This window comes from Corynebacterium callunae, assembly GCF_046592015.1.
Lineage (GTDB): Bacteria > Actinomycetota > Actinomycetes > Mycobacteriales > Mycobacteriaceae > Corynebacterium > Corynebacterium callunae_A.
Map to the genome: position 1 here is coordinate 141,954 of NZ_JAWVOB010000006.1, position 21,339 is coordinate 163,292.

Genomic DNA, 21,339 nt, shown 5'->3' on the forward strand with positions numbered 1-21,339 from the left:
TCCTAAAAGCGCTCGAACACCTCATAGTCGCCGGCACCCGAGGCTTGGTATTCCACATGTGCCCGGCGCGGATGGCCACAGCGTTTAGCACAGCCCGAAAAAAATACCGGCTTGTCCACCTCCAGCTGGCCACTAGATACCGCAGAGATCAGATCACCGCGCACATCAGCTAAAGCATGCGCGCACCCGGGTTGACCAATACACGCAGAAACCTGCAACCACGGGGACTGAGCATCAAAAATCAAGCCCATCGGCGCTAATATCTTTACTACCTGCTCAGCAACACCTGCGGGTAGATCGGGGATATAGAGCGAATGCCAGGGTGTGACAAAGATGTCAACCTCAATAGCTGCCAAAAACTGCGCTAAACGGGCATCCATACGCCCCAAAGGAACCCCAGCTCCCAAAGACACCACCTCGGGATCATCGGCGTTCTCCAACCAACCAATGGGAGCGGGATGCTCCTTAGTAGGCTCAAAGTCCCATGTCTCACCAGCAACTAGAGCCGAATCAGAAAGCACACTCACAATCATCGCCACGGCTTCAGAATCCGTCACGATAGGGCCGGTACTCAAGTTCTTTCCCACCACCTGCAAGCGGGTGTCGTCGATAAGCACCAGGCTAATATCAGGGCGCAACCTTAAAATGGCACCGTTGCCAGCATCCAACCCAATCAAAAGCTCTTGGCGCACAGCGCCAGCAAGCTCGGCGGACAAAGCCGCAAGGCGCGCATGCCCAGGGGCTGCCACCACCACGGGGCCAGGCACGCACTCCGGGCGCTCGCGCAGCCCACGCAGGTGAATGTTGCCCCGCGCAGTGAGGTAAATCGACCCATCACTAGTATCTTCAGCGAGCGACGCCAACTGCTCCCACTGCGCGGAACTAATACGCCCACCGGGGAAGTGCAACCGCCCAACCAGCCCATCCGCTGCGCGGTATACCTGCTGAAAACTTAAAACACCACTACTAGCCATGGGCTTAGATCCTAGCCCCGCGCCACACAGAATTAGTATTCTGTCCCCTATGGCTCCCACGGCGCACAACCCAGGCAGATACCAGGACTTCCAACCCCGACGTATCCACCGCGCCGGGCAAACCCGCACCCTCTACCGCAGCCTCGGCCCACTTCTTAGCGAAGGCAGCACCGCGGTACTTCGACGCATCCTCGGCACCAGCACGCGGCCTTCACGCCAAAGCCCACCGGAGGACTTCCCAGATTTCGGCGCCACCGTGCGCACCACCGGAATCGAGCACGGCACCTTAGTTAACGCCGCGCCACTCAAAGTGCTGGGAACCATGGGGGAGACCAACCCTGCAAGCTGTTACCGCATCGAGTACATTAGCGGCGATTCCGCCGGACGTGCCATCACCGCCACCGGCGGCGTGCTATTTTCCAAACAACCTTGGCCCCACGGTCCGCGCCCCGTAGTCGCCATCGCACCCTCCACCCAGGGCGTCGCCGCCCACTGCGATCCCTCCCATACCTGTGCAATCGGCCTCAATGTCTTTTATGACAAACCCTTTGACGCCATCCTCGCATATGAACTCCCCGTTATCCTCTGGTTCCTCGCCAAAGGCGTCGATGTCATCTTCATCGACTATCCCCGCGACCCCATCGCCGGCATCCAGTACTACTGTGACTCCATCGCAGCAGCCAAATCGCTTTTCGACGCGGTCCTCGCCGCCAGCGACCTCGGCATCTCACCCGAGGCACCACTAGGACTGTGGGGATTTTCCCAAGGTGGCGGCGCCACCGGCTGGGCAGCCCAACTTAATAAATACGCACCCACCGTGACCCCACGCGCTGCCGTAGTCGGCGCCCCACCCACCGACCTCTTCGAAGTTCTCCGCACTGTTGATGGGGGATTACTCTCAGGAGTTATCGCCTATGCCGTAGCAGGACTCTGCGCCAGCACCCCAGAGCTCTACGCCGAAATCATGCCCACCCTCAACACCCGGGGCACCAGGGAAGTACTAAATAACGTTGCAAGCTGCGCCGGCGGCACGCTATTGCTAAGCGGATACCGGCATTCATCCACCTGGACCACCTCCGGCAAAACCCTCGACGACGTCCTCGACGATCTCCCCACCGTGCTCGCGGAATTCCAACGCCAAAAACTAGGCGCCATCGCACCGAAAATGCCGGTTCTCCTTTGGGGCGCAAAACACGATGATGTCATCCCTATCCAGCCACTGCGAGATCTCCGTGATGCCTGGACAGAACTCGGAGCCGATATCACCTGGTATGAATCTTCAGCACCCCAATTACCGGGACACACAGGCCTCAACCACTTTGGCCCCTATTTCCGACACCTCGGCCACTATTCCGGATGGCTGCTCGACCACTTAGTCGAATCCACCCCGCTGCACCGAGCTTGACCCCGTACTCCTGAGCGCGCCGGGTTGAGAGGGTAGTGTAGGGCAGGTGCCAGCAGTAATAGCAATCCCATATTTCATTGTTGAGATCCTTGCCTTCATAGGCGTCGTCATGTGGCTTGGCCTTGGTTGGGCCTTTGCTCTCCTCGCGCTCTTTTTTGTCGCCGGGCTTTTGCTCGCCGGTATTGAAATGCAGCGCATTAGCAAAGCAGCCGCCATTCACCAAGCTTCTGGAGCCGGCAGTGCCGGAGCTATCGCGGGCAATATTGGTTTGACCGCAGCCGGTGCCATTTTGGTGGCCATGCCAGGCTTTGTGTCCTCCATTATCGGCATCCTGCTTATTCTTCCGCCTACCCGCGCGCTCTTCCGCAAGGTTTTGGCCAAGAAGATCCGCACCGGAATTGAAAACCTTGGTGTTCGTGGTTTTGAGGCCGTTAATGGATACCGCACCCAGGCTTCCTATGGCAGCTTTGGTGACTTTGGCAATGGCGGAACTTTCCCTGATGCCAGCGGACATCCTTCCCAAAACCCACAACGCCCCATCATTATTGATGAGGAAGAAATCCAAGAGTGGAGTTCTTCGTTAAAGCCTGAAGATTTCGGAACTCCGGATTCTGATAAGGATGACAAAGACAATAAGAAACCCGGCGGCGATAAGTGACTCTAGTTATTCGACTCGCCCTAGCAATGCTGGGCGGGCTTTTTGTTTATGCCTCCTATGAACCCATCGGCTGGTTTTGGGCCGGGATCATAGGAATTGCGCTTTTTTATGCATCTCTCGCAGGTTGGGAAATTTCCCTTCCCAAAAAGCGTCGGAAGAAAAACGATCCCATTCCGCTGATGGAAAGACTGGCTCAGGCACCCACCCTCAAGCAGGGTCTTTTGTTGGGCTTTGTCCATGGATTGGTGATTTACCTCTTCCTTTTGCCGTGGATCGGCGAGTTTGTGGGCAATTTGCCTTATATTGCACTTGCCGTGGTGGAAGCGCTTTATTCCATTGCCCTTGGGCTAGGTGGTGTGCTTCTTAGCCGCTGGCAGAAGTGGGGAGTTTACCTTTTCCCCGCGTGGTATGTGGCAGTGGAGTATCTCCGCGCGAATTGGCCTTTTGGTGGCTTTGCCTGGGCGCGTTTAGCCTGGGGGCAAATTAATGGTCCCCTTGCCAATATGGCGGCTGTAGGCGGTGTGGCCTTGGTCAGCGGACTAACTGTACTGGCAGCTGTGGGCCTGGCAATGGTGTTTATTAGCAAAAAGCGCGCACAGGGTGCGATTGTCTGCGCGCTGGTCATTGTCAGCGGTGCGCTTGCGTCATTTTATGTTGATCGCAGCGGAACCAGTACTGAAAGTATTGAAGTTGCGGCAATTCAAGGCAATGTGCCGCGGATGGGATTGGATTTTAATGCTCAACGCCGCGCAGTATTGGCCAATCACACCCGCGAAACCTTGAACTTGGACCACCAAGTAGACCTAGTGATCTGGCCAGAAAATTCCTCGGATGTAAATCCATTTTTGGATACCCAAGCCCAAGCGTTGATTAATAAGGCTGTGGATCATGCGCAAGCACCTATTTTGGTGGGCACTATTACCCAAGATGAAGTAGGCCCGCGCAACACCATGCAGGTTTTTGATCCTCAAACTGGCGCAGTGGACTATCACTATAAGAAATTCCTGCAGCCCTTTGGCGAATATATGCCTTTCCGGGAATTTTTCCGCATCTTTTCTTCCTATGTGGACGCTGCTGGAAATTTCCAGCCCGGTGACGGCACCGGCACTGTGAATATGACTGCCGCCAAGTTGGGCCGTGCCATAACAGTGGGTATTCAAACCTGTTATGAGGTGGCTTTTGATAAGGCTGGCCGCGATGCCATTGCCAATGGTGCAGAGTTTTTGGCCACACCTACCAATAACGCCACCTTTGGTTTTACGGACATGACCTACCAGCAATTGGCCATGAGTAGAATGCGCGCTATTGAATTTGACCGTGCAGTTGTTGTCGCAGCTACATCGGGTGTTTCGGCCATCATTAACCCCGATGGATCAGTATCCCAGCAGACCGAGATTTTTGAGGCCGCAACCCTGACCGGAGAGATCCCTTTGAAGCAGACAACCACCTTGGCAGCGGTAGCTGGTTTCTATGTTGAATTAGCATTGGTTATCATTGGTGTTCTAGCTTTAATTGTCGCCCTTCGCGGTACTGCGTTTTCCTCTAGGAAATCGGCTACACCTAAAAAATCTCCAACTCGCATTAAGCGTGTTGGTGCGAAAAAGGCGACAGGGAATCGTCGAAAAGCTTAAAGAGCTCGTGCGAGATCCCAGGAAGCACAATTTTGTTCATTTATTGAGGCCCCTTTAGGGGCCAAGGAGGCCCACCTAAATGAGTAACCAGGCAGCAGATGCTTTAACGCTGGTGATTATTCCAACGTTTAATGAGTTGGAAAATCTGCCTTTGATCGTCGATCGGGTGCGTAGCGCTGCTCCTGAGGTTGATATCCTGATCGTTGATGACAATAGCCCTGATGGCACCGGCGAGCGCGCAGATGAGCTTGCCGCTGCTGACGCCCAGATCCACGTCATGCACCGTGAGGGCAAGGGTGGCCTGTGCGCGGCATACATGGCTGGTTTCGCCTGGGGCCTGGAGCGCGATTACCAGGTGCTATGTGAAATGGATGCCGATGGTTCTCATGCCCCTGAGCAGCTGCACCTGCTTTTGGAGGAGATTGCTAAGGGCGCAGACCTGGTTATTGGTTCGCGTTATGTGCCAGGTGGTCGCGTGGTTAACTGGCCTAAAAACCGTTGGCTGCTGTCCAAGGGCGGCAATGTTTATATCAACCTCGCGCTCGGCGCTGGCCTTTCCGATATGACCGCTGGCTACCGTGCTTTCCGCCGCGACCTCCTCGAGGCTTTGCCTTTGGATGAGCTTTCCAACGCTGGCTATATTTTCCAGGTGGAAATTGCATTCCGTGCCGTTGAAATGGGCTTTGACGTGCGCGAAGTACCAATCACCTTCACCGAGCGTGAAATCGGCGAATCCAAGCTGGCCGGCAGCTTTGTCAAGGATTCCCTGCTTGAGGTGAGCAAGTGGGGCCTTAAACACCGCGGTGACCAGGCCAAGGAACTTGTCAAAGAAATGTCCGGCCTGGCTAAATACGAGTGGAACCACTTCAAGAAGCAAAACACCTGGCTTTAAAAGATGCTTTTCGACGCGCCCCTGCACCAGCAAAGGTGCAGGTAGTACCACTTAAGACCAAGAATTAATCCCCACACACCATGTGGTGTGCGGGGATTAATTCTGTTTTCAGCTATTTCAGCTTATTCTGCGGCCTTTTCGGCTTCCTCAGCTTCTTGCTGAGCCTTAAGCAGCTTGGCTGCATTACGACGACGCTTACGAAGTGCCTCAATGCGCTCTTCCAGCAGCACATCAAGTTCCTCGATGGTACGACGCTCACGCAGCATGTCCCAGTGGGTACGTGGTGGCTTAATGGGCTTGGACTCTACGCCTTCACCCTCCATGAGGGTGCCCAATTTACCGTTTTTGCACATCCACTCTTCGGGGATCTCCGCGTCATCAGCGAAGGGGACCTCAAAGACGTCTCCATCTTCGGTCCTGTACTTCACGAGTTGGCGTGGAGCCAAGTCGTGGTCCCGGTCCGTCTCATAGCTCACGGCGCCCATGCGGCTGCCACGAAGAACGCGATCTGCCATCTAGGTATCAGTCCTTTGCCTTAGAATGCGACCTTCAAGTAAGCCGCAAAAGTTTATGTCTCACATAGTTTAGCCGGAGGGCTATAGATACTACACGCCGCCTCCCAGCAGGTGCACTTGAAATGTGATTAGACCCTCTAGTATAGCGAAAATCCCAGAATCGTTGTATGTGGAACAATCGACTAAGCTAATGCGGGTGCAGAATTTAAATCCAAACCACCAGGTATCAACCTGTTCATGGTGCGGTAGTGACTTCGCCCCCACCGGCCGAGGGCGACCTCGTAAGTACTGCAGTCAAGCATGCAGACAACGTGCCTACGAACAGCGCAACAATGTCTCTGGTACCACTATTCCCGCGGAGGCAGTCATCATGTCGCCCGAGCGAGCTAGTGAACTTAAAGATTCCCTCTTTGAGCTAAGGTGTGCAGCCGAAGATATTGCCACGGCTGTGCAGGAGGGGGAAGACCCCAAAGAAATCTCCTTCCTCTGTCGGGAGATGGTGGAATTGGCTCGAAATATTGAAAAGTTGAGGTCATGAGCAACACGAACATTACTGCTTCACATCCTGAAGCACAGAGTCCACTTATTAAATATCGCACCCTGATTATCACGGTCTTTGTGATCTTGATTGTTGGTTTAGCGTCACTTGCCGTTGGTCCTGTGCTTTATAAGTTGATCATGGGCCCAGGTGTACACACTGACGGCATCCACGCCGACGGTGCAGCACCGGCAACCACCGATATCAACGGTGAATGGTCAGTAGTCCCCGGTCAAATTCCCAACACCTCGGCGGCTGGTTTTACCTTCGCCGAGATCCTGCCCGGTGAAGAAAAGATCACCTCCGGCTCAACTCCTGATGTCACCGGAAATGTGGTTGTGGAAAATAATGCCCTGACTTCCGGTTTGATCACCGTGGATATGACCAATATCACCACGGATCAGGAAAAGCGCGATATTAACGTACGCATGAAGCTTTTCCACACCGACCAATTCCCTGAGGCGACCTTTGAGGTTCGCGATGCTGTTGATCTTTCAAATATTCCAGATACTGGAACCGTAGCGCAGGTTGTTATCCCCGGAACCCTCACTGTGCATGGCGTGAGTAAAGACGTAGCACCCACCTTTGATGTGCTCCGTACCCGTGAGCAAGTAATCGTTGCTTCGGATATTGAGATCAACCGCTTGGACTATGGAGTGGAAACCCCAGAGTTTATTGCCGCCAAGATCAATGAGACTGGCGAAATCAACGTTCGAATCGCCTTGGAGAAATAACTAATGTTGGCTGCTCGTATGATCCCGGCCCTATGGTTCCGTTTGATCGTAATTATTGCTTTCACCGCTTTTATGGTCTGGGAGTCCATGTGGATTCTGGCGCTAATCGGTGTGCTGCTTACCTTGGTGACCGTGTGGCAATTGCTAACGGCTTATAAAACAAAAGCCCAAACAGAGGAATAACCTCTCTGTTCAGGTTAAGAAATGCGCCTTTTGTTCCCTGTGCTGCGGATTCTCCGCAAGGGGGGGGTGAGAGGCGCATTTTTGCTGCCCAGGGCCCTAAAATTAATACATATTAAGAGATTCTTATGTTGCATTAAGGTTACGGATGCGTCTCTATACTCAAACGATTTCTTGAAGTGGTGGCCTTTGCTCAAAAATTAAATACACAATGGGTGAATCAGATCCAACTAGAAAGGCAGATCGAGATGACCCTCAATAATAAGACCCTGCGTAAGCGAATCCTCGCAAGCACCGCGGCCTTGGCTCTGTCCGTTGGCTTGGCCTCCTGCTCCCAGGCAGAAGACGCTGCAAGTGAAGCTACCAGCGCAGCAGGCTCTGCAACCAGCGCTGCTGGCTCAGCTGTAAGCTCCGCCACCAGTAGCATGAACTCAGATTCCTCTGCCAGCGAATCCGCAACCAGTGCAGAAGGTGCCACCGGTGCCGAGACCACTGAAGTTGAGGCCGCAGACGGCTCAATGATGACCCTGCCCACAGATGTGGTCATTGCCGCAGAGAACGCAGAGTTCACCATGCCTGAGATGATGGAGGAAGGCCCCAATGGTGAACTGCTGGTGACCTACCCAGAGGGCTATATTGTCAGCTCCGAAGAGGGTAGCGTGCAGCCACTGGTGGGTAAGATCGCAGAGACCTGGATCAATGGTGGCGGATTTGACTCCGAGTTTGGTGTCCCAACAGCTCCAGAGAAGATGACTGATAATGGTTGGACCCAGACCTTCACCAAGGCTGTTATTGAATGGAAGAGCGATGGTTCCGGTAACTTTGCTGCTGAGGTTTTGCCTGGTTCCTAGGGTAAATTCCTCGCCTAAACTGCTAAAAGCCGTGGTGAGGACACTTTAAGGTGCTCACCACGGCGCATTTTAAGGGTGGGATTAGCCCAGCTTGCCTGAGAGTTTTTCCAAACGCTCCAAGCTTGCTCCATCCAGGCCAATAATCTTGATCTGTTTGCCGCGTGCCTTATATTTTTGAATAATGCTGTCTAAGGTTGCCACAGTGGAGGCATCCCAGATTTCCGCAGCCGTGAGGTCAATTATGATCTCTGTGGCGGGGTCGGAATAGTCAAAGCTATAAACCAAATCATTGGATGAGGCCCAAAAGAGTTGGCCCCGCACAGCGTAGGTACTTACCCCTGCGTTTGTACTGTGGCTGACGGTGACCAAATGGGCAACGCGTCGTGCGAACATCACCATGGCGGTAAGTACACCTAAAATCACCCCGATGGCCAGGTTTCCAGTGCTTAAGGTCGCCACAATGGTTATTGCCATGACGAGGGTTTCGCTCAGGGGCATAAGGCGCAGCGTGCGAGGGTTAAGCGAATGCCAATCCGCCGTATCAATGGCCACGATCATCATGACAGCAACCAGTGCAGCCATAGGAATTTTGCCCACAATATCTCCGAGCACCAGCACCAAAATGAGCAAGAAGGCACCAGCCAAGAAGGTGGACAATCTGGTGCGGGCGCCGGAGTTTTTCACGTTGATCATGGTTTGGCCGATCATGGCGCAGCCACCCATACCACCCAAGAGGGATGTCAGAATATTAGCAATGCCCTGACCTGCAGCTTCACGCGATTTATCCGAATGGACTTCAGTGATATCGTCGACAAGCTTGGCGGTGAGTAGTGACTCCATCAGCCCGACCAGCGCCATGCCGAAGGCATATGGCGCAATGATTTTTAGGGTCTCGAGGTTGAGTGGGACTTGCGGTAGCAGGAATTCCGGCAGGGTTTGGGGGAGTTCTCCCTGGTCAGCAACATTGGGGATGGAGATATTAAAAATCCAGACCAGTGCCGTGAGCAGGATAATTACGATCAGCGGCGCTGGAACTGCGGTAGTAAGTTTAGGAAAACCCAGCATAATCGCAATACCGAGGGCAAAAAGTGGATAAAACATCCACGGAACGTTAAATAGGTGGGGGAGTTGCGCCATAAAAACCAGCGCTGCCAACGCATTAACAAACCCCAGCATCACCGAACGTGGAATAAAGCGCATGAGTTTAGCAACGCCCAATAAGGACAGCGCAATTTGGAAAATTCCCGCCAACATCACTGTGGCCAGGAAATATTCAACGCCATAAAGCTTGACGACGGGCGCAATCACCAGCGCCACAGCGCCGGTGGCCGCTGAAATCATAGCTGGCCTGCCGCCTGTAAAAGCGATGGTCATCGCCATGATGCAGGAGGCAAAAAGGCCCATGCGGGGATCAACACCTGCCAACACGGAAAAGGCGATGGATTCGGGGATTAGCGCGAGCCCAACAACAAGTCCTGCGAGAACCTCGGTGCGTAGGCGCTGTGGTGAAGAAAAGGCGAATTTAAAGGAGGGGAGCACACCAGTTGGAGCTGGTGGCTCTAGGGTTGCAGTTTGACCTGTGGTTTGCGGCTGGTGCTGATGTTGGTGCTGAGGTTGGGACAAAATCTCTCACAATGTTCTATTTTTAGGGGGCTGCAGGTTTTAGTTACGTCAGTGTGACAAAAAAGGGCTAACTAGGAGTTCTCCCGCTTAACCATTTTATTGATCCAAATCGGGGCAAAAGGCGAGGTGCAATTAGGCGGCGTTGGATAATCCTTGAGCACCTCTAGGCGCTCGCCAATATCTAAGGCGCGGGCGCGGTGGTCAGGCAGTTTGATGCCGATCTGCGCCAAGCATTCATTCATGGACCATTGCAGGCGCGAAGCGGCAGTTTTCATCTCGGACTCAATGATATTGAGAAGCTGATCAATATCGAGCACTTTAAGTTTCTTGGTGATGGCGAAGGTGTTGAGTGACCAGCCTGCGGCAGCGATATCCGGATTGGAATCATCAAGCCACAGCAGACGAAGCTCGTCCCATTGGGGATGCTTTTTCACCACATAGTTAAGGAGCCAGTCGGTGATCTTTGGCGTGCGCGCCTCGCGCAGCATGCGATCCAAATCGGCGGCGCAAAATTCCTTCGGCTTGCAAATAAGCAGGCTAAGCAATCTGGCGGCAGAATCTTCGAAGTTCCATAGCTCAACGGCCAATGGCTGATTCTTCTTGAGATCCTTGGCCACGGCGCGCAGCTTGGTGAGATTGACGGCGTGCTCATCGCCGTGGCGGTGGTTGACTGCAAGGATCTTGTCATCGGCTAAAGCGGCGAGGGTTTCCAGGGTTGTCTCTAAGGTGGTTACGGGCTGAGTCATGGCGTTTAATTTACCAGTTCAATCTATATCAATAATTGTCCGATAATGTACATTATGTCATTTTGGCTTTGTGGAGGTGTGCCCCGCCATCAAGCTTTGGCCGCCGATGATGCACAAGACCCTCCAGCGATCAGCCTGAGATCTAACCCTTTTCACGGCAAGCCTCGGCCACCCGTCTGGTGTTTCCAAAATTCCGCCGCCAGCATCAAAGCTCCGAGCTTCGATCCACGCACCCCGCAAGCCGAGCCCCGGCGCACCGCCAAAGAAAAACTCCGCACCTCCACTGGCCCGAGGGTGCCGTGATATCTAGGCCAATTAGAGGCGGGGGTCCATTCAGCCCCATGGGGCCGGCGCCTTAGAGGGAAACTAGAAACCCAAGTCTGACTTTTTAGAACCCTCAGGGCCACCCAGAGACCTTTTAAACCCTCCAACCCCACAACCTTTTCCAGCCAGCTATTTCGTCACTCTGACAAAACAATACAAAAACCTCTGTATAAAGAGCTGGTAGATGTATATTTCTACCAACCACTTTATGCAGAGGTTTTTATGAAGCTAGGAAACCTTAGGCAGCCAAGGCCCAAGAACCCTCGCCCACCTTAGCCAACGGCATCAAGGAATAAGCGTTGAAAGCACCACTTAAAGGAGTTGCGCAGAGATCAATGTTGGCACGATCGATCTTGTCGTAGTCAATCTGACCATCTTGGTTCTGCAGTGCAATATAAGAAGAACCGGCAGGAATACCAGACTCATCAAGGTTTAGGCCAGAGAGGTCAACTCCATAGGCAGCCTCAAGTTCTGCGGTGGGAGTTCCCTCGCAAAGAATTGCAGCGGAGACATAATCCTCGCCATAGATATCAGCCAGCGCTACCGCAGTGACATTAAGGCCCTGTGCATCAATGCCGGCGATGGTTGATTCCAAAGCTCCGGCAGCTGCAAAAGTCCTGTCTGCATTATTGCTGGCAGCAATTGCGACCATGCCTGCCATAGCCACAATCCATATCACGACGATGGCCGCTACAATTCCCTTTGCTTTATTTGAAAGACTCACCTGTAGTCTCCCACCTTCCCACGTTCGTTAATCCCTTTTAGTATCCGCTTTACTTTAGCCTGCGGAACTGCCCAGGGTCTCCCCGACTGCTGAAAGTTTCCTGTTAAGCGCAAAAATAAGACGCTTTTCGACGGCGGCCTGCGGCGCTGCGGACCAGCTTTTAGCTAAAAACGTGCTCGATGACGATGTTGATGCCAATGCCAATGAGGACCAAGCCGCCAATCACAGTTGCCCAGCGCCCCAATTTTCCAGCGCCATGATGGCCCATCCAGGCTCCAGCAAGAGACATTACAAAGGTAATTACCCCCATTGCCAACGCGACGACGAGGATATTGACGTCAACAAAAGCCAAACTCATACCAACAGCAAGCGCATCAATGCTGGTAGCAAAGCCCATGATAATTGCAGGTCGCAGTTGGATGCGGCCATCGTCAATGACTTCTTCGTCATCTTCGGCGTGGAAGGCATCCCACAGCATTTTGAGGCCAACAATGCTCAATAAAGCGAAGGAAATCCAGTGGTCGATTTCTGCAATGAAGGTAATTCCGCTGAAGAAATAGCCGATCACCCAGCCAATGAGTGGCATAAGCGCTTGGAAGAATCCAAAGACGGCTGCGAGCACTAAAGCTCGCTTAACCAGGTTCTTTCGAATGACGGTGCCGCGCACGATGGAGCAGGCAAAGGCGTCTGCGGACACGCCTAAAGACAGCAAAGAGATTTGAACAAGGGGCATGGTTCTCCTTGGGACCGTGCCTGGGCATAAAAAATAGACCCCGGCGAATGATTACGCCGAAGGTCTCGTTCGCCTGTTCTCAGATGATGAGATCAGGTGGCACGCCGGGTGTGGTTCAAACACACCAGTATGTCGTTCATGCCTCCCACAAGGAGTCTTTCGCCTTGTATGGAACTACTCCCCTTCGATTGGAAGTTGTTGCCCTGTCATTCTAATGAACCCCGGGAGAAAATCAACTTTCATGTGGGATTCGGTCCGGTTTTTCGTCGAAAAGCGTGGTTTTTATCCCTTAAAGCAGTTGTGGGTTAACAATTGGTTAAGATGAGAAAGTATGACAGAGGAACGCGAGGTTCTCACCTATGAGCAATTTGGAACTGCAATTCGTGAGCTGGCCCAAGAAATTATTGATGACTATCAGCCCGATTGTGTGCTCTCCATTGCACGCGGCGGATTACTGATCGGCGGCGCTTTGGGATACGCACTAGGCATCAAAAATGTCTCAGTGATGAACGTGGAATTTTATACCGATATTGGGGAGCATTTAGAAGAACCAATGATGCTTCCTCCAACTCCTAAAGCTGTAGACCTTACCGGCATGCGCATCCTGGTGGCCGACGATGTTGCCGATACCGGCAAGACTTTGGAATTGGTGCGCGATTTCCTCGGTGATCATGTAGTAGAAGTTCGTACTGCCGTGATCTACCAAAAGCCCAACAGCACCTTCCAGCCGGATTATAAGTGGCGTGAGACCGATAAGTGGATTAATTTCCCCTGGTCAAGCCTGCCTCCGGTAGAACCCAGCGCCTAAATCTCGCACGCTTTCCCTAAACCCCCACCAGCTCTTGCGGCGGGGTTTTTCCATGCCCGACATTGACAGCTTATTCTAAGTTTTTGAGCTGTGAATCTCACTTAATGAGACTTTAGTAGCTTAAAGTCCAAATAGTGAGATTGACTCTGAGAAAAGCCTATGGAAACATCATTCGGGTAATTATTCATTTGAGTAGGTCTTAAGCGAGTAAAAAATCATGTCTCAGGACTCATCGGCTGCTTCCTCAACCGATTCCACACCAGCATCAGCTATTGCAGTTGATAATGGACAGCAAGAAAACTTTGTCATTGATAAAAAGACAAAGCGTCGAGTCGCAGCGGCTTCGACAATTGGCACCACCATTGAGTTCTATGACTTCTATGCCTATGCCACCGCAGCAGTTGCTGTGTTCCCGACCTTATTCTTCCCCAAGAACGAAGATCCCACAGTAAACCTGCTGGCTTCTTTTGCCACCTTCGGCCTGGCCTTCATTGCCCGTCCGCTGGGTTCTATCCTTTTTGGACACTTCGGTGACCGCGTGGGCCGCAAGGCAACTCTGATCGGTTCTTTGCTTACCATGGGTATCGCGACGATCCTCATCGGTTTGCTGCCAACCTATGGCCAGGTAGGCATCATCGCTCCTGCACTTTTGGCGCTAATGCGTTTTTGCCAGGGTCTGGGTCTAGGCGGCGAGTGGTCTGGCGCTGCTCTCTTGGCTGGTGAAAATGCAGAAAACAACCACCGCGCACGTGCTGCCATGTGGCCACAGCTGGGTGCTCCCTTCGGCTTCTTCATTGCCAATGGCTTCTTCTTGATTCTGGTGACTGTCCTCGCACATGAAACCGGCGATGCTCAAGGTGCTTTCATGTCATGGGGTTGGCGTCTGCCCTTCTTGGCTTCTGCCATTATGATCGCCATTGGCCTGTGGGTTCGTTTCTCCCTCGAGGAAACCCCAGTGTTCAAGCAGGCTGTTGACCAAGGTAAGCGCGTGAAGTCTCCATTGAAGGAACTCTTCAAGACTTCTACCGGCCCATTGATCCAAGCAACCTTCATCATGCTGTCCACCTACACCTTGTTCTACCTGGTGACCACCTGGATTCTTTCCTACGGCATCGGCAGCCGCGAAAAAGGAATCGGCCTGTCCATGCCATATATCGAGTTCCTGCAGCTGCAGCTGGGTACCATCGTTTTCTTCGCCGTGATGATTCCAATCTCCGGTTGGCTGGCAGATGTGTGGGGCCGTCGTAACACCTTGATCCTGGCTTCGGTTCTGCTGCTGATCTTCGGTTGCTCTTTCAACGTACTGCTCAACCCAGAAACTGCCACCAAGACCACCGTCTTTATCTTCTTGGCCGTAGGCATGGCCATCATGGGCCTAATCTTCGGACCAATGTCTGCGATCTTGCCTGAGCTCTTCCCCACCAACGTTCGTTATACCGGTTCCGGTATTGCCTATAACGTTTCTTCCATCCTGGGTGCAGCAATTGCTCCATTTATTGCTACCTGGTTGGTTTCTTCCTATGGCGTTTCCCGCGTGGGAATCTACCTCATCATCGTCACCGCAATTACCTTCATTGCTGTGTTGACCATGACGGAAAATAAGAACAACGACCTGCGCGAGGTCTAAAAAGCGAGCTTTAGATAGCTCAACTCCACCCGCGGGCGTCGCTAGTAAAAACTAGCGGCGCCCGCGGCGGTTGCGGGTGGTTAAAGCAAATTGCACAGCATCAAGACTCCCGAGGCGCAACAAGGCTTCAATGAGCGCATAGTGATAAACCCACATACGGCGATAGACGGCATCAAAGCCATCTGCTGCCGCTTCTCTTGCTTGACCCTCAAAAACCTCGCGCTGCAATTGCACACTTCTTAAATAGTGGCCCGCAAAGTGGGTTTCTTTGACCACACGCAGTGAAGATTCCCGATCCACCAGCTGGTGGACCTCCTCCACAGTGGGATACTTCAAGGCGGGCCAAATATATGCCTTCAACATGGAAATCGCCTCTGTGCCCGCTACGCCGAGTTTTTCGGTGGCTACCAAAGACTGCAGCGACACATGTCCGCCCGTGGTGAGGAGGCGGTCCAAGCTGCGCACATAGCGTTTAGCGCCGTGGCCGCCCACCACCTCCAGCTTCTCCATGGACACAATGGAGTCATATTGGCCCTGCCAATCCCGCACCGTGGGAATTGCCTGCGGAATCACCTCAACCTGAACATCATTTTCCACCCCAGCAAGCACCAAGGTTTCCTGAAAGGCACGAAGCTGCTGGGCATCCGCAGTTAAAGAATCAACAGTTGCTTGTCGACGCGCCGCCATGATTGCCACTGCCCCACCGCTGCTAGGGAACTCCAGAACGTGGGAACCGGGTTTTACCCGCGCGCTATCCAGCAGATTTGCCACTGCACGGCGCTGGGCTTCACCCAGGTCATCTCTTTCCACTGCCACCGGTTCAGAGATGCGGGTGATATCTACAAAGTGAGTGCCTGGTTCGCGGTTGCGTCCAGCCCCCGGCACAAAGCTTTTAACGGCGGTTCTTAAAGTAGTGGGCACACCGGAGGCAAAAATACCGCCAAAGGCGCTCATACCGTCACCAGAGCTCAAACGAATCAGCTCATGGGGCAAGGCGCCACCATTATCAATGGCTTGGCCAGGCAGGCTAAAAGCGGAAGCGAGCCGGCCTCGTGGCCGAAAACCCACGCTTAACAGACCTAACAAAACATCAGCTAGCTTTTCCGTCCGCCACTCTCCTGCCATATAACTTTCGGCTAATCCCAGCCATCCAGTGGTAGCAAGACGCGAAAATAACTCTTCATGGTCGATTGTGAGATCGGGCGCATTTCCAACTAGTTCCAAACCCGCATTTTCACACGCTTTTGCAAACCTAGCTTCGGCTTGGCGAGCACGTATGGCAATGAATGGAGAGTCAGGCACTAAAGCTACTCCCGGCCACTGTTCAACATCAATTGATTCCAGATGGCGCAAACGTGCCTCTACCATACGTTTTGTGCACCTCCGACAGCAATAATTCACAAGATTAAGAAGCTCAAAAATTTACTCATATGCAGTCTACGTGTGCACGCCACTACAGCAGGGTAGGCACGACGGAACAAACATAATTTAGGCCTTCAAAAAAGTCTTCAAAATAAACGTGACATATCTCATTATTCAGGGCATACTGGTTCGAAGTGGGTGCGAATACCACACATTTCCCGCCTAACGGACAGTGAATTTAGACCCGATCCTGTTTGTTTCCGTGGGAAGGGTTACTATTTAACAAGTACGCTCCACTCATTTATGGCAGCGCCTCAACAACTGCAAAATACATCGCAGACTCTCATCTGTAGATAAACGATCAGGAGACTTTGACAACTATGTCAGTAAACCCATCCCGCCCCGAAGGCGGCCGCCACCACGTCGTCGTCATCGGTTCTGGTTTCGGTGGCCTTTTCGCTGCTAAAAACCTCGCCAAGGCCGACGTTGATGTCACACTGATTGACCGCACCAACCACCACCTCTTCCAGCCTTTGCTGTACCAGGTGGCAACCGGCATCCTTTCCTCCGGTGAAATCGCTCCTTCTACCCGACAGATCCTCAACAAGCAGGAAAATATCAACGTAATCAAGGGTGAAGTAACCGATATCAACATCGAGTCCAAGACCGTAACCGCCTCCCTGGGCGAGTTCACCCGCGTTTTTGAGTACGATTCCCTCATCGTTGGTGCCGGCGCTGGCCAATCCTACTTCGGCAATGATCACTTTGCAGAGTTTGCACCAGGCATGAAGTCCATTGACGATGCGCTTGAGCTTCGCGCACGTATCATCGGTGCTTTTGAGCGCGCTGAGATCTGCGAGGATCCTGCTGAGCGTGAGCGCCTGCTGACCTTCGTTGTTGTTGGTGCCGGTCCTACCGGTGTTGAGCTTGCCGGCCAGTTGGCTGAAATGGCACACCGCACCCTTGCTGGTGAGTACAAGAACTTCAACACTACCTCCGCAAAGATCATCCTGCTTGATGGTGCTCCACAGGTTCTTCCTCCATTCGGTAAGCGTCTGGGCCGCAATGCACAGCGCACCCTGGAAAAGATCGGCGTTAACGTTCGCCTGAACGCTATGGTGACCAACGTTGATGCTAAGTCCGTTACCTACAAGACCAAGGACGGCCAAGAGCACACCATCGAAGCTTTCTGCAAGATTTGGTCCGCTGGTGTGGCCGCTTCCCCACTGGGCAAGCTCATTGCTGAGCAGGCTGGTGTTGAGACCGACCGTGCAGGTCGCGTCATGGTTAACGATGACCTCTCCGTTGGTTCTGAGAAGAACGTCTTCGTTGTTGGCGACATGATGAACTACAACAACCTTCCAGGCGTTGCACAGGTTGCAATCCAGGGTGGCGAGTACGTTGCAGAGCAGATCGCTGCAGAGGTCGAGGGTCGTGCCAACACTGAGCGTCCTGCCTTCGATTACTTCGACAAGGGCTCCATGGCTACCGTCTCCCGCTTCTCCGCAGTGGTGAAGTTGGGCAAGATCGAGGTCACCGGCTTCATCGGTTGGGTTCTCTGGTTGGCTGTTCACCTCATGTTCCTCGTGGGCTTCCGTAACCGTTTTGTCTCCGCGATCAGCTGGGGCCTCAACGCAACTTCCCGCAACCGTTGGAACCTGGCTACCACCCGCCAGCAGCTGCACGCTCGTACTGCACTTTCTAAGCTTGCAGACGATCACGCAACTGACAACGATATGCCAATCGAGCTGCGCGATACCCACCGTTTCGGCGCTAAGTAAACCCTAAAAGCTAAGTTTAGGCACTTTCTGTTTCCACAGAAGGTGTCTTTTCTTATGCCTTGTCATACCTAAGCCAAGCCCTTTGCTAGGGTGACTATCAGGCACGGGGTGCTGGCTGCCACATTAGTTGTGCAGCACGGCTGAGATAACACCCGTTGAACCTGCTCTAGCTCGTACTAGCGAAGGGATGGCCCATATGGCTGACTCATATCTATTTGCAATTAATATCTTGAGGGAAACCACTCCCCTGGTGCAATGTTTAACCAATGCGGTGGTCATGCAATTTAGTGCCAATGTGCTCTTGGCAGCCGGAGCTTCGCCCGCGATGGTGGATACTCCCGCCGAATCAGAAGAGTTTGCTCGTACTGCTTCAGGAGTGTTGATTAATCCGGGAACTCCCTCCACTGAGCAGTACCAAGGAATGCACAATGCGATTTCCGGTGCGCTCGCAGTAGGAACACCCTGGGTTTTGGATCCAGTCGCTGTTGGCGGTCTTTCACAGCGCACTGAGTTTGCAGCGGGTGTCGTCGAAAAGCACCCCGCGGCAATCCGCGGAAACGCCTCTGAGGTCGTGGCGCTCGCTGGCCTGGGCGCAGGTGGCCGTGGTGTGGACGCCACCGACTCCGTAGAAGCGGCCTTGGAGGCCGCACAGGTATTGGCTGCGCGCACCGGTGCGGTTGTCGCTGTCTCAGGTGCTGAGGACCTTATTGTGTCCCAGGGCCGAGTTACCTGGTTGGAGTCTGGTGATCCCATGCTCCAAATGGTTATTGGTACTGGCTGCTCCCTGGGAGCCTTGGTGGCAGCCTATTTGGGTGCAACCAAAAATAGCGACATCACCGCTCATGACGCCGTTTTAGCTGCCCATGCACATGTGGGTGCAGCGGGCAGCCTAGCCGCAACGCGCGCTGCAAGACCCGGTAGTTTTGCCGTGGCGTTTATCGACGCCCTCTATGAGGTCGATTCCGCAACCATTGCCGAGCTCTGCAGCGTTCGAGAGGCCTAAAATGACTGATTTTTCCCTTTACCTGGTAACTGACCCTGAGCTCGGCGGTGGCGCGGATAAGGTGGCAGGAATCGTCGCAGCCGCCCTGCGTGGCGGCGTGTCGGTGGTACAGCTTCGAGACAAGCTTGTCGACGACTCCCTCTTCCGCGAATATGCACAAGGACTAAAAGATGTCTGGGCTGAATTTCAGGTGCCACTTTTTGTTAATGATCGCATTGACATCGCTGCAGAACTAGGACTGCACCTACACATTGGCCAAGAAGATATCCCCTATGTCCAAGCCCGTCAACGCCTGGCACCAGGGCAAATGGTGGGGCTCAGCATTGAAAACTTAGAACAATTGCACCGTGTTATTGCTGAGTGTAAGTCCGCGCACGTGAGCTTGCCAGATGTAATTGGCATTGGCCCGGTGCGAGCTACCTCCACCAAACCTGATGCTGCGCCAGCATTGGGAGTTGCCGGAGTTGCAGAGATCGCTGCAGTGGCCCGCCAACACGGTATTGCTTCTGTGGCTATCGGTGGGGTGAAGTTGGACAATGCTGCAGCCTTGTCCAAGACTGCCATTTCTGGACTGTGTGTGGTTTCTGAAATCATGGCAGCTGCATCCCCGGAGGCTGCAGCAGCAGAAATCAAGGGGGTGTGGAAACGCGAACACTCCCCGGCTATTCCTAGGGTGCTAACCATTGCTGGTACCGATCCCACCGGTGGCGCTGGGGTGCAAGCTGATCTTAAGTCCATTGCTTCGGCTGGCGGATTTGGCATGTCTGCAATCACCTCCCTGGTTGCACAAAACACCCATGGGGTTACTGCTATCCACACCCCACCTTTGGAGTTTTTGGAGGAACAGCTTGAGTCAGTTTTCTCCGATGTTGAGGTGGATGCCATCAAGATCGGCATGCTGGGATCAGCCGACACCATTGCAGTAGTTGCCAAGTGGTTGGACAAGCGAGCCCATGGGCCGGTGGTTTTGGATCCTGTCATGATTGCCACCAGTGGTGATCGTTTGCTTGATCCCGCCGCAGAGCAGTCCTTGCGAGAGCTGACCCGGCGTGTGGATGTGATTACCCCGAATATTCCAGAGCTTGCCGTTTTATGCGATCAGCCCGCAGCAAGCACCTTGGAAGAAGCAATTACCCAAGCCAAGGACTTTGCCTCTAACCACCACACCACCGTCATTGTCAAGGGTGGCCACTTGAAGGGAAGCTTTGCCAATAATGCCGTGGTCCGTCCTGATGGCACCGTATTTGAGGTAGAGAACTGGCGTGTGCACACCAGCAACACTCACGGCACAGGCTGTTCCCTATCCGCAGCCTTGGCCACTCGCCTCGCCGCCGGCCATGATGTTGAAAGTGCCCTCGAGTGGGCAACAAGATGGCTTAATGAGGCTCTACGCGGAGCTGATTCACTTCAGGTTGGAACGGGCAATGGTCCCGTTGATCATTTCCATGCGCAGCGTCGCCTGATTGCAGCTGCAGATACTGCCCCCTGGGAGCATTTGCGCCAGCCACGCCTTGCCGGAAATGATCCCACTCAGCTGGTTCCTGCATCAGCCACCAGCAGCCCGGTGTCGCATATTGAGCCAGCTGGCCCCTATACGGCAGCGTTGTGGCGGGCAAGTGGCGATATTATCGCGAAAATCAACGACTCAGGCTTTATTAAGGGCCTTGGAAGTGGATCACTTTCCTTCCGCGATTTCCGCTTTTATATTGACCAAGATGCTCAGTACCTCTCCCAATATTCCCGTGCCCTGGCTGGACTTTCCGCCAAAGCACCAGATGCGGGATCACAGGTGGCGTGGGCTCAAGGCGCTGCAGCATGCCTCATTGTGGAAGCAGAGTTGCACCGCAGTTACCTCGGGGAACAGCCGGAGGCCTCTACCGCTGCCCCATCGCCTGTCACCATGGCTTATACCGACTTCCTGCTCGCACGAGTATTGGATCAGGATTATGTCATCGGCGCAGCTGCGGTCCTGCCGTGTTATTGGCTTTATGCGGAGGTGGGACTTAACCTGGCCGCGCAAAACCACCCAGAGCATCCTTATCACGCCTGGTTGGAAACCTATTCCAGTGAGGATTTCATCACTGGAACCCGTGCGGCCATTCAACGAGTGGAAAATGCCTTGGCTCAAGCAGGCCCGCAGCAACGCGTGGAAGCTGCTCGCGCCTTTTTGAGTGCTTCAATGTATGAGTTGGAGTTCTTTGACCAAGCTACTCGCACTGGCTGGGTCTAA

20 protein-coding genes and 1 riboswitch are annotated in these 21,339 nt (G+C 53.5%); of the genes, 13 read left to right on the forward strand and 7 right to left on the reverse strand.

The genetic code is table 11. The annotated features are described in order from the left end of the window. Window positions 1–2: 2 nt before the first annotated feature. Window positions 3–974, reverse strand: a complete 972-nt coding sequence (locus SFC07_RS08470; protein WP_411207798.1) for a hypothetical protein — start codon at window positions 972–974, stop codon at window positions 3–5. A 49-nt stretch (window positions 975–1,023) separates the two neighbouring features. Between SFC07_RS08470 and SFC07_RS08475 the strand changes: the two genes are divergently transcribed. From SFC07_RS08475 to SFC07_RS08490, 4 genes are all read left to right on the forward strand, one after another. Continuing rightward, window positions 1,024–2,379 carry a lipase family protein gene (locus SFC07_RS08475; RefSeq protein ID WP_411207799.1) on the forward strand — a complete coding sequence of 452 codons (1,356 nt, stop codon included), beginning with the start codon at window positions 1,024–1,026 and terminating at the stop codon, window positions 2,377–2,379. A 46-nt stretch (window positions 2,380–2,425) separates the two neighbouring features. Then, window positions 2,426–3,037, forward strand: coding sequence for an FxsA family protein (locus tag SFC07_RS08480; RefSeq protein ID WP_411207801.1), 612 nt, complete (start codon window positions 2,426–2,428; stop codon window positions 3,035–3,037). Further along, the gene (gene lnt / locus SFC07_RS08485) at window positions 3,034–4,668 is read left to right on the forward strand and encodes an apolipoprotein N-acyltransferase (RefSeq protein ID WP_411207802.1); all 1,635 of its coding nucleotides are present in this window, start codon (window positions 3,034–3,036) and stop codon (window positions 4,666–4,668) included. The genes SFC07_RS08480 and lnt overlap by 4 nt, the downstream gene beginning before the upstream one ends. A 79-nt stretch (window positions 4,669–4,747) precedes the next feature. Then, complete coding sequence (locus SFC07_RS08490) at window positions 4,748–5,560, forward strand: polyprenol monophosphomannose synthase (protein WP_411207803.1); 813 nt, start codon at window positions 4,748–4,750, stop codon at window positions 5,558–5,560. Between the two features lie 122 nt (window positions 5,561–5,682). Here the strand turns inward: SFC07_RS08490 and SFC07_RS08495 are convergent, their stop codons facing one another. Then, window positions 5,683–6,075 (reverse strand): RNA polymerase-binding protein RbpA, encoded by a 393-nt coding sequence (locus tag SFC07_RS08495; RefSeq protein WP_411207804.1) that lies wholly within the window; start codon window positions 6,073–6,075, stop codon window positions 5,683–5,685. Between the two features lie 190 nt (window positions 6,076–6,265). On the opposite strand from SFC07_RS08495, the gene SFC07_RS08500 reads away from it, so the two are divergent. The 4 genes from SFC07_RS08500 (at window position 6,266) to SFC07_RS08515 (ending at window position 8,378) form a co-directional block, all read left to right on the forward strand. Then, window positions 6,266–6,613, forward strand: a complete 348-nt coding sequence (locus SFC07_RS08500) for a hypothetical protein (RefSeq protein WP_411207805.1) — start codon at window positions 6,266–6,268, stop codon at window positions 6,611–6,613. Continuing rightward, window positions 6,610–7,347, forward strand: coding sequence for a YceI family protein (locus SFC07_RS08505; RefSeq protein ID WP_411207806.1), 738 nt, complete (start codon window positions 6,610–6,612; stop codon window positions 7,345–7,347). Before SFC07_RS08500 ends, SFC07_RS08505 begins: the two co-directional genes overlap by 4 nt. 3 nt (window positions 7,348–7,350) lie before the next feature. Continuing rightward, on the forward strand, window positions 7,351–7,530 hold the full coding sequence (locus SFC07_RS08510) for a hypothetical protein (RefSeq protein WP_411207807.1): 180 nt from the start codon (window positions 7,351–7,353) through the stop codon (window positions 7,528–7,530). Between the two features lie 245 nt (window positions 7,531–7,775). Then, window positions 7,776–8,378, forward strand: coding sequence for a hypothetical protein (locus SFC07_RS08515; protein ID WP_411207808.1), 603 nt, complete (start codon window positions 7,776–7,778; stop codon window positions 8,376–8,378). A gap of 81 nt (window positions 8,379–8,459) precedes the next feature. Here the strand turns inward: SFC07_RS08515 and SFC07_RS08520 are convergent, their stop codons facing one another. The 4 genes from SFC07_RS08520 to SFC07_RS08535 all read right to left on the reverse strand — a co-directional run bounded on the left by SFC07_RS08520 (window position 8,460) and on the right by SFC07_RS08535 (window position 12,528). Continuing rightward, window positions 8,460–9,917, reverse strand: a complete 1,458-nt coding sequence (locus SFC07_RS08520) for a SulP family inorganic anion transporter (protein ID WP_411207869.1) — start codon at window positions 9,915–9,917, stop codon at window positions 8,460–8,462. A gap of 155 nt (window positions 9,918–10,072) precedes the next feature. After that, the gene (locus SFC07_RS08525; protein ID WP_411207810.1) at window positions 10,073–10,747 is read right to left on the reverse strand and encodes a DNA alkylation repair protein; all 675 of its coding nucleotides are present in this window, start codon (window positions 10,745–10,747) and stop codon (window positions 10,073–10,075) included. Window positions 10,748–11,309: 562 nt separating this feature from the next. Beyond that, window positions 11,310–11,795, reverse strand: a complete 486-nt coding sequence (locus tag SFC07_RS08530; protein ID WP_411207811.1) for a hypothetical protein — start codon at window positions 11,793–11,795, stop codon at window positions 11,310–11,312. Between the two features lie 160 nt (window positions 11,796–11,955). After that, complete coding sequence (locus tag SFC07_RS08535; RefSeq protein WP_411207812.1) at window positions 11,956–12,528, reverse strand: manganese efflux pump MntP family protein; 573 nt, start codon at window positions 12,526–12,528, stop codon at window positions 11,956–11,958. 331 nt (window positions 12,529–12,859) lie between these two features. Here SFC07_RS08535 and SFC07_RS08540 point away from each other — a divergent pair, with 331 nt between their 5' ends. Continuing rightward, the gene (locus SFC07_RS08540) at window positions 12,860–13,336 is read left to right on the forward strand and encodes a phosphoribosyltransferase (protein WP_411207813.1); all 477 of its coding nucleotides are present in this window, start codon (window positions 12,860–12,862) and stop codon (window positions 13,334–13,336) included. A 217-nt stretch (window positions 13,337–13,553) separates the two neighbouring features. Then, a complete protein-coding gene (locus SFC07_RS08545; RefSeq protein ID WP_411207814.1) occupies window positions 13,554–14,963 on the forward strand; it encodes an MFS transporter in 1,410 nt (469 codons plus the stop codon). A gap of 51 nt (window positions 14,964–15,014) precedes the next feature. On the opposite strand, the gene SFC07_RS08550 is transcribed toward SFC07_RS08545, so the two are convergent. Then, window positions 15,015–16,331, reverse strand: a complete 1,317-nt coding sequence (locus SFC07_RS08550; protein ID WP_411207815.1) for a class I SAM-dependent methyltransferase — start codon at window positions 16,329–16,331, stop codon at window positions 15,015–15,017. 374 nt (window positions 16,332–16,705) lie between these two features. Here SFC07_RS08550 and SFC07_RS08555 point away from each other — a divergent pair, with 374 nt between their 5' ends. From SFC07_RS08555 to SFC07_RS08565, 3 genes are all read left to right on the forward strand, one after another. Continuing rightward, window positions 16,706–18,106 (forward strand): NAD(P)/FAD-dependent oxidoreductase, encoded by a 1,401-nt coding sequence (locus SFC07_RS08555; protein ID WP_411207816.1) that lies wholly within the window; start codon window positions 16,706–16,708, stop codon window positions 18,104–18,106. Window positions 18,107–18,200: 94 nt separating this feature from the next. Further along, window positions 18,201–18,312: riboswitch (TPP riboswitch) on the forward strand. Then, a complete protein-coding gene (gene thiM, locus SFC07_RS08560) occupies window positions 18,303–19,109 on the forward strand; it encodes a hydroxyethylthiazole kinase (RefSeq protein ID WP_411207817.1) in 807 nt (268 codons plus the stop codon). Its footprint overlaps the riboswitch before it by 10 nt. Before the next feature lies 1 nt (window position 19,110). Further along, on the forward strand, window positions 19,111–21,339 hold the full coding sequence (locus SFC07_RS08565; protein WP_411207818.1) for a bifunctional hydroxymethylpyrimidine kinase/phosphomethylpyrimidine kinase: 2,229 nt from the start codon (window positions 19,111–19,113) through the stop codon (window positions 21,337–21,339).

Bases quoted from the DNA above. Each gene is read 5' to 3' on its own strand.
- SFC07_RS08525 (WP_411207810.1), bottom strand. From the start codon at position 10,747: ATGACTCAGCCCGTAACCACCTTAGAGACAACCCTGGAAACCCTCGCC.
- SFC07_RS08505 (WP_411207806.1), top strand. From the start codon at position 6,610: ATGAGCAACACGAACATTACTGCTTCACATCCTGAAGCACAGAGTCCA.
- SFC07_RS08545 (WP_411207814.1), top strand. From the start codon at position 13,554: ATGTCTCAGGACTCATCGGCTGCTTCCTCAACCGATTCCACACCAGCA.
- SFC07_RS08510 (WP_411207807.1), top strand. From the start codon at position 7,351: ATGTTGGCTGCTCGTATGATCCCGGCCCTATGGTTCCGTTTGATCGTA.
- SFC07_RS08490 (WP_411207803.1), top strand. From the start codon at position 4,748: ATGAGTAACCAGGCAGCAGATGCTTTAACGCTGGTGATTATTCCAACG.
- SFC07_RS08555 (WP_411207816.1), top strand. From the start codon at position 16,706: ATGTCAGTAAACCCATCCCGCCCCGAAGGCGGCCGCCACCACGTCGTC.
- SFC07_RS08470 (WP_411207798.1), bottom strand. From the start codon at position 974: ATGGCTAGTAGTGGTGTTTTAAGTTTTCAGCAGGTATACCGCGCAGCG.
- SFC07_RS08565 (WP_411207818.1), top strand. From the start codon at position 19,111: ATGACTGATTTTTCCCTTTACCTGGTAACTGACCCTGAGCTCGGCGGT.
- SFC07_RS08475 (WP_411207799.1), top strand. From the start codon at position 1,024: ATGGCTCCCACGGCGCACAACCCAGGCAGATACCAGGACTTCCAACCC.
- SFC07_RS08515 (WP_411207808.1), top strand. From the start codon at position 7,776: ATGACCCTCAATAATAAGACCCTGCGTAAGCGAATCCTCGCAAGCACC.
- thiM (WP_411207817.1), top strand. From the start codon at position 18,303: ATGGCTGACTCATATCTATTTGCAATTAATATCTTGAGGGAAACCACT.
- SFC07_RS08540 (WP_411207813.1), top strand. From the start codon at position 12,860: ATGACAGAGGAACGCGAGGTTCTCACCTATGAGCAATTTGGAACTGCA.
- SFC07_RS08500 (WP_411207805.1), top strand. From the start codon at position 6,266: ATGCGGGTGCAGAATTTAAATCCAAACCACCAGGTATCAACCTGTTCA.
- SFC07_RS08535 (WP_411207812.1), bottom strand. From the start codon at position 12,528: ATGCCCCTTGTTCAAATCTCTTTGCTGTCTTTAGGCGTGTCCGCAGAC.
- SFC07_RS08550 (WP_411207815.1), bottom strand. From the start codon at position 16,331: ATGGTAGAGGCACGTTTGCGCCATCTGGAATCAATTGATGTTGAACAG.
- SFC07_RS08495 (WP_411207804.1), bottom strand. From the start codon at position 6,075: ATGGCAGATCGCGTTCTTCGTGGCAGCCGCATGGGCGCCGTGAGCTAT.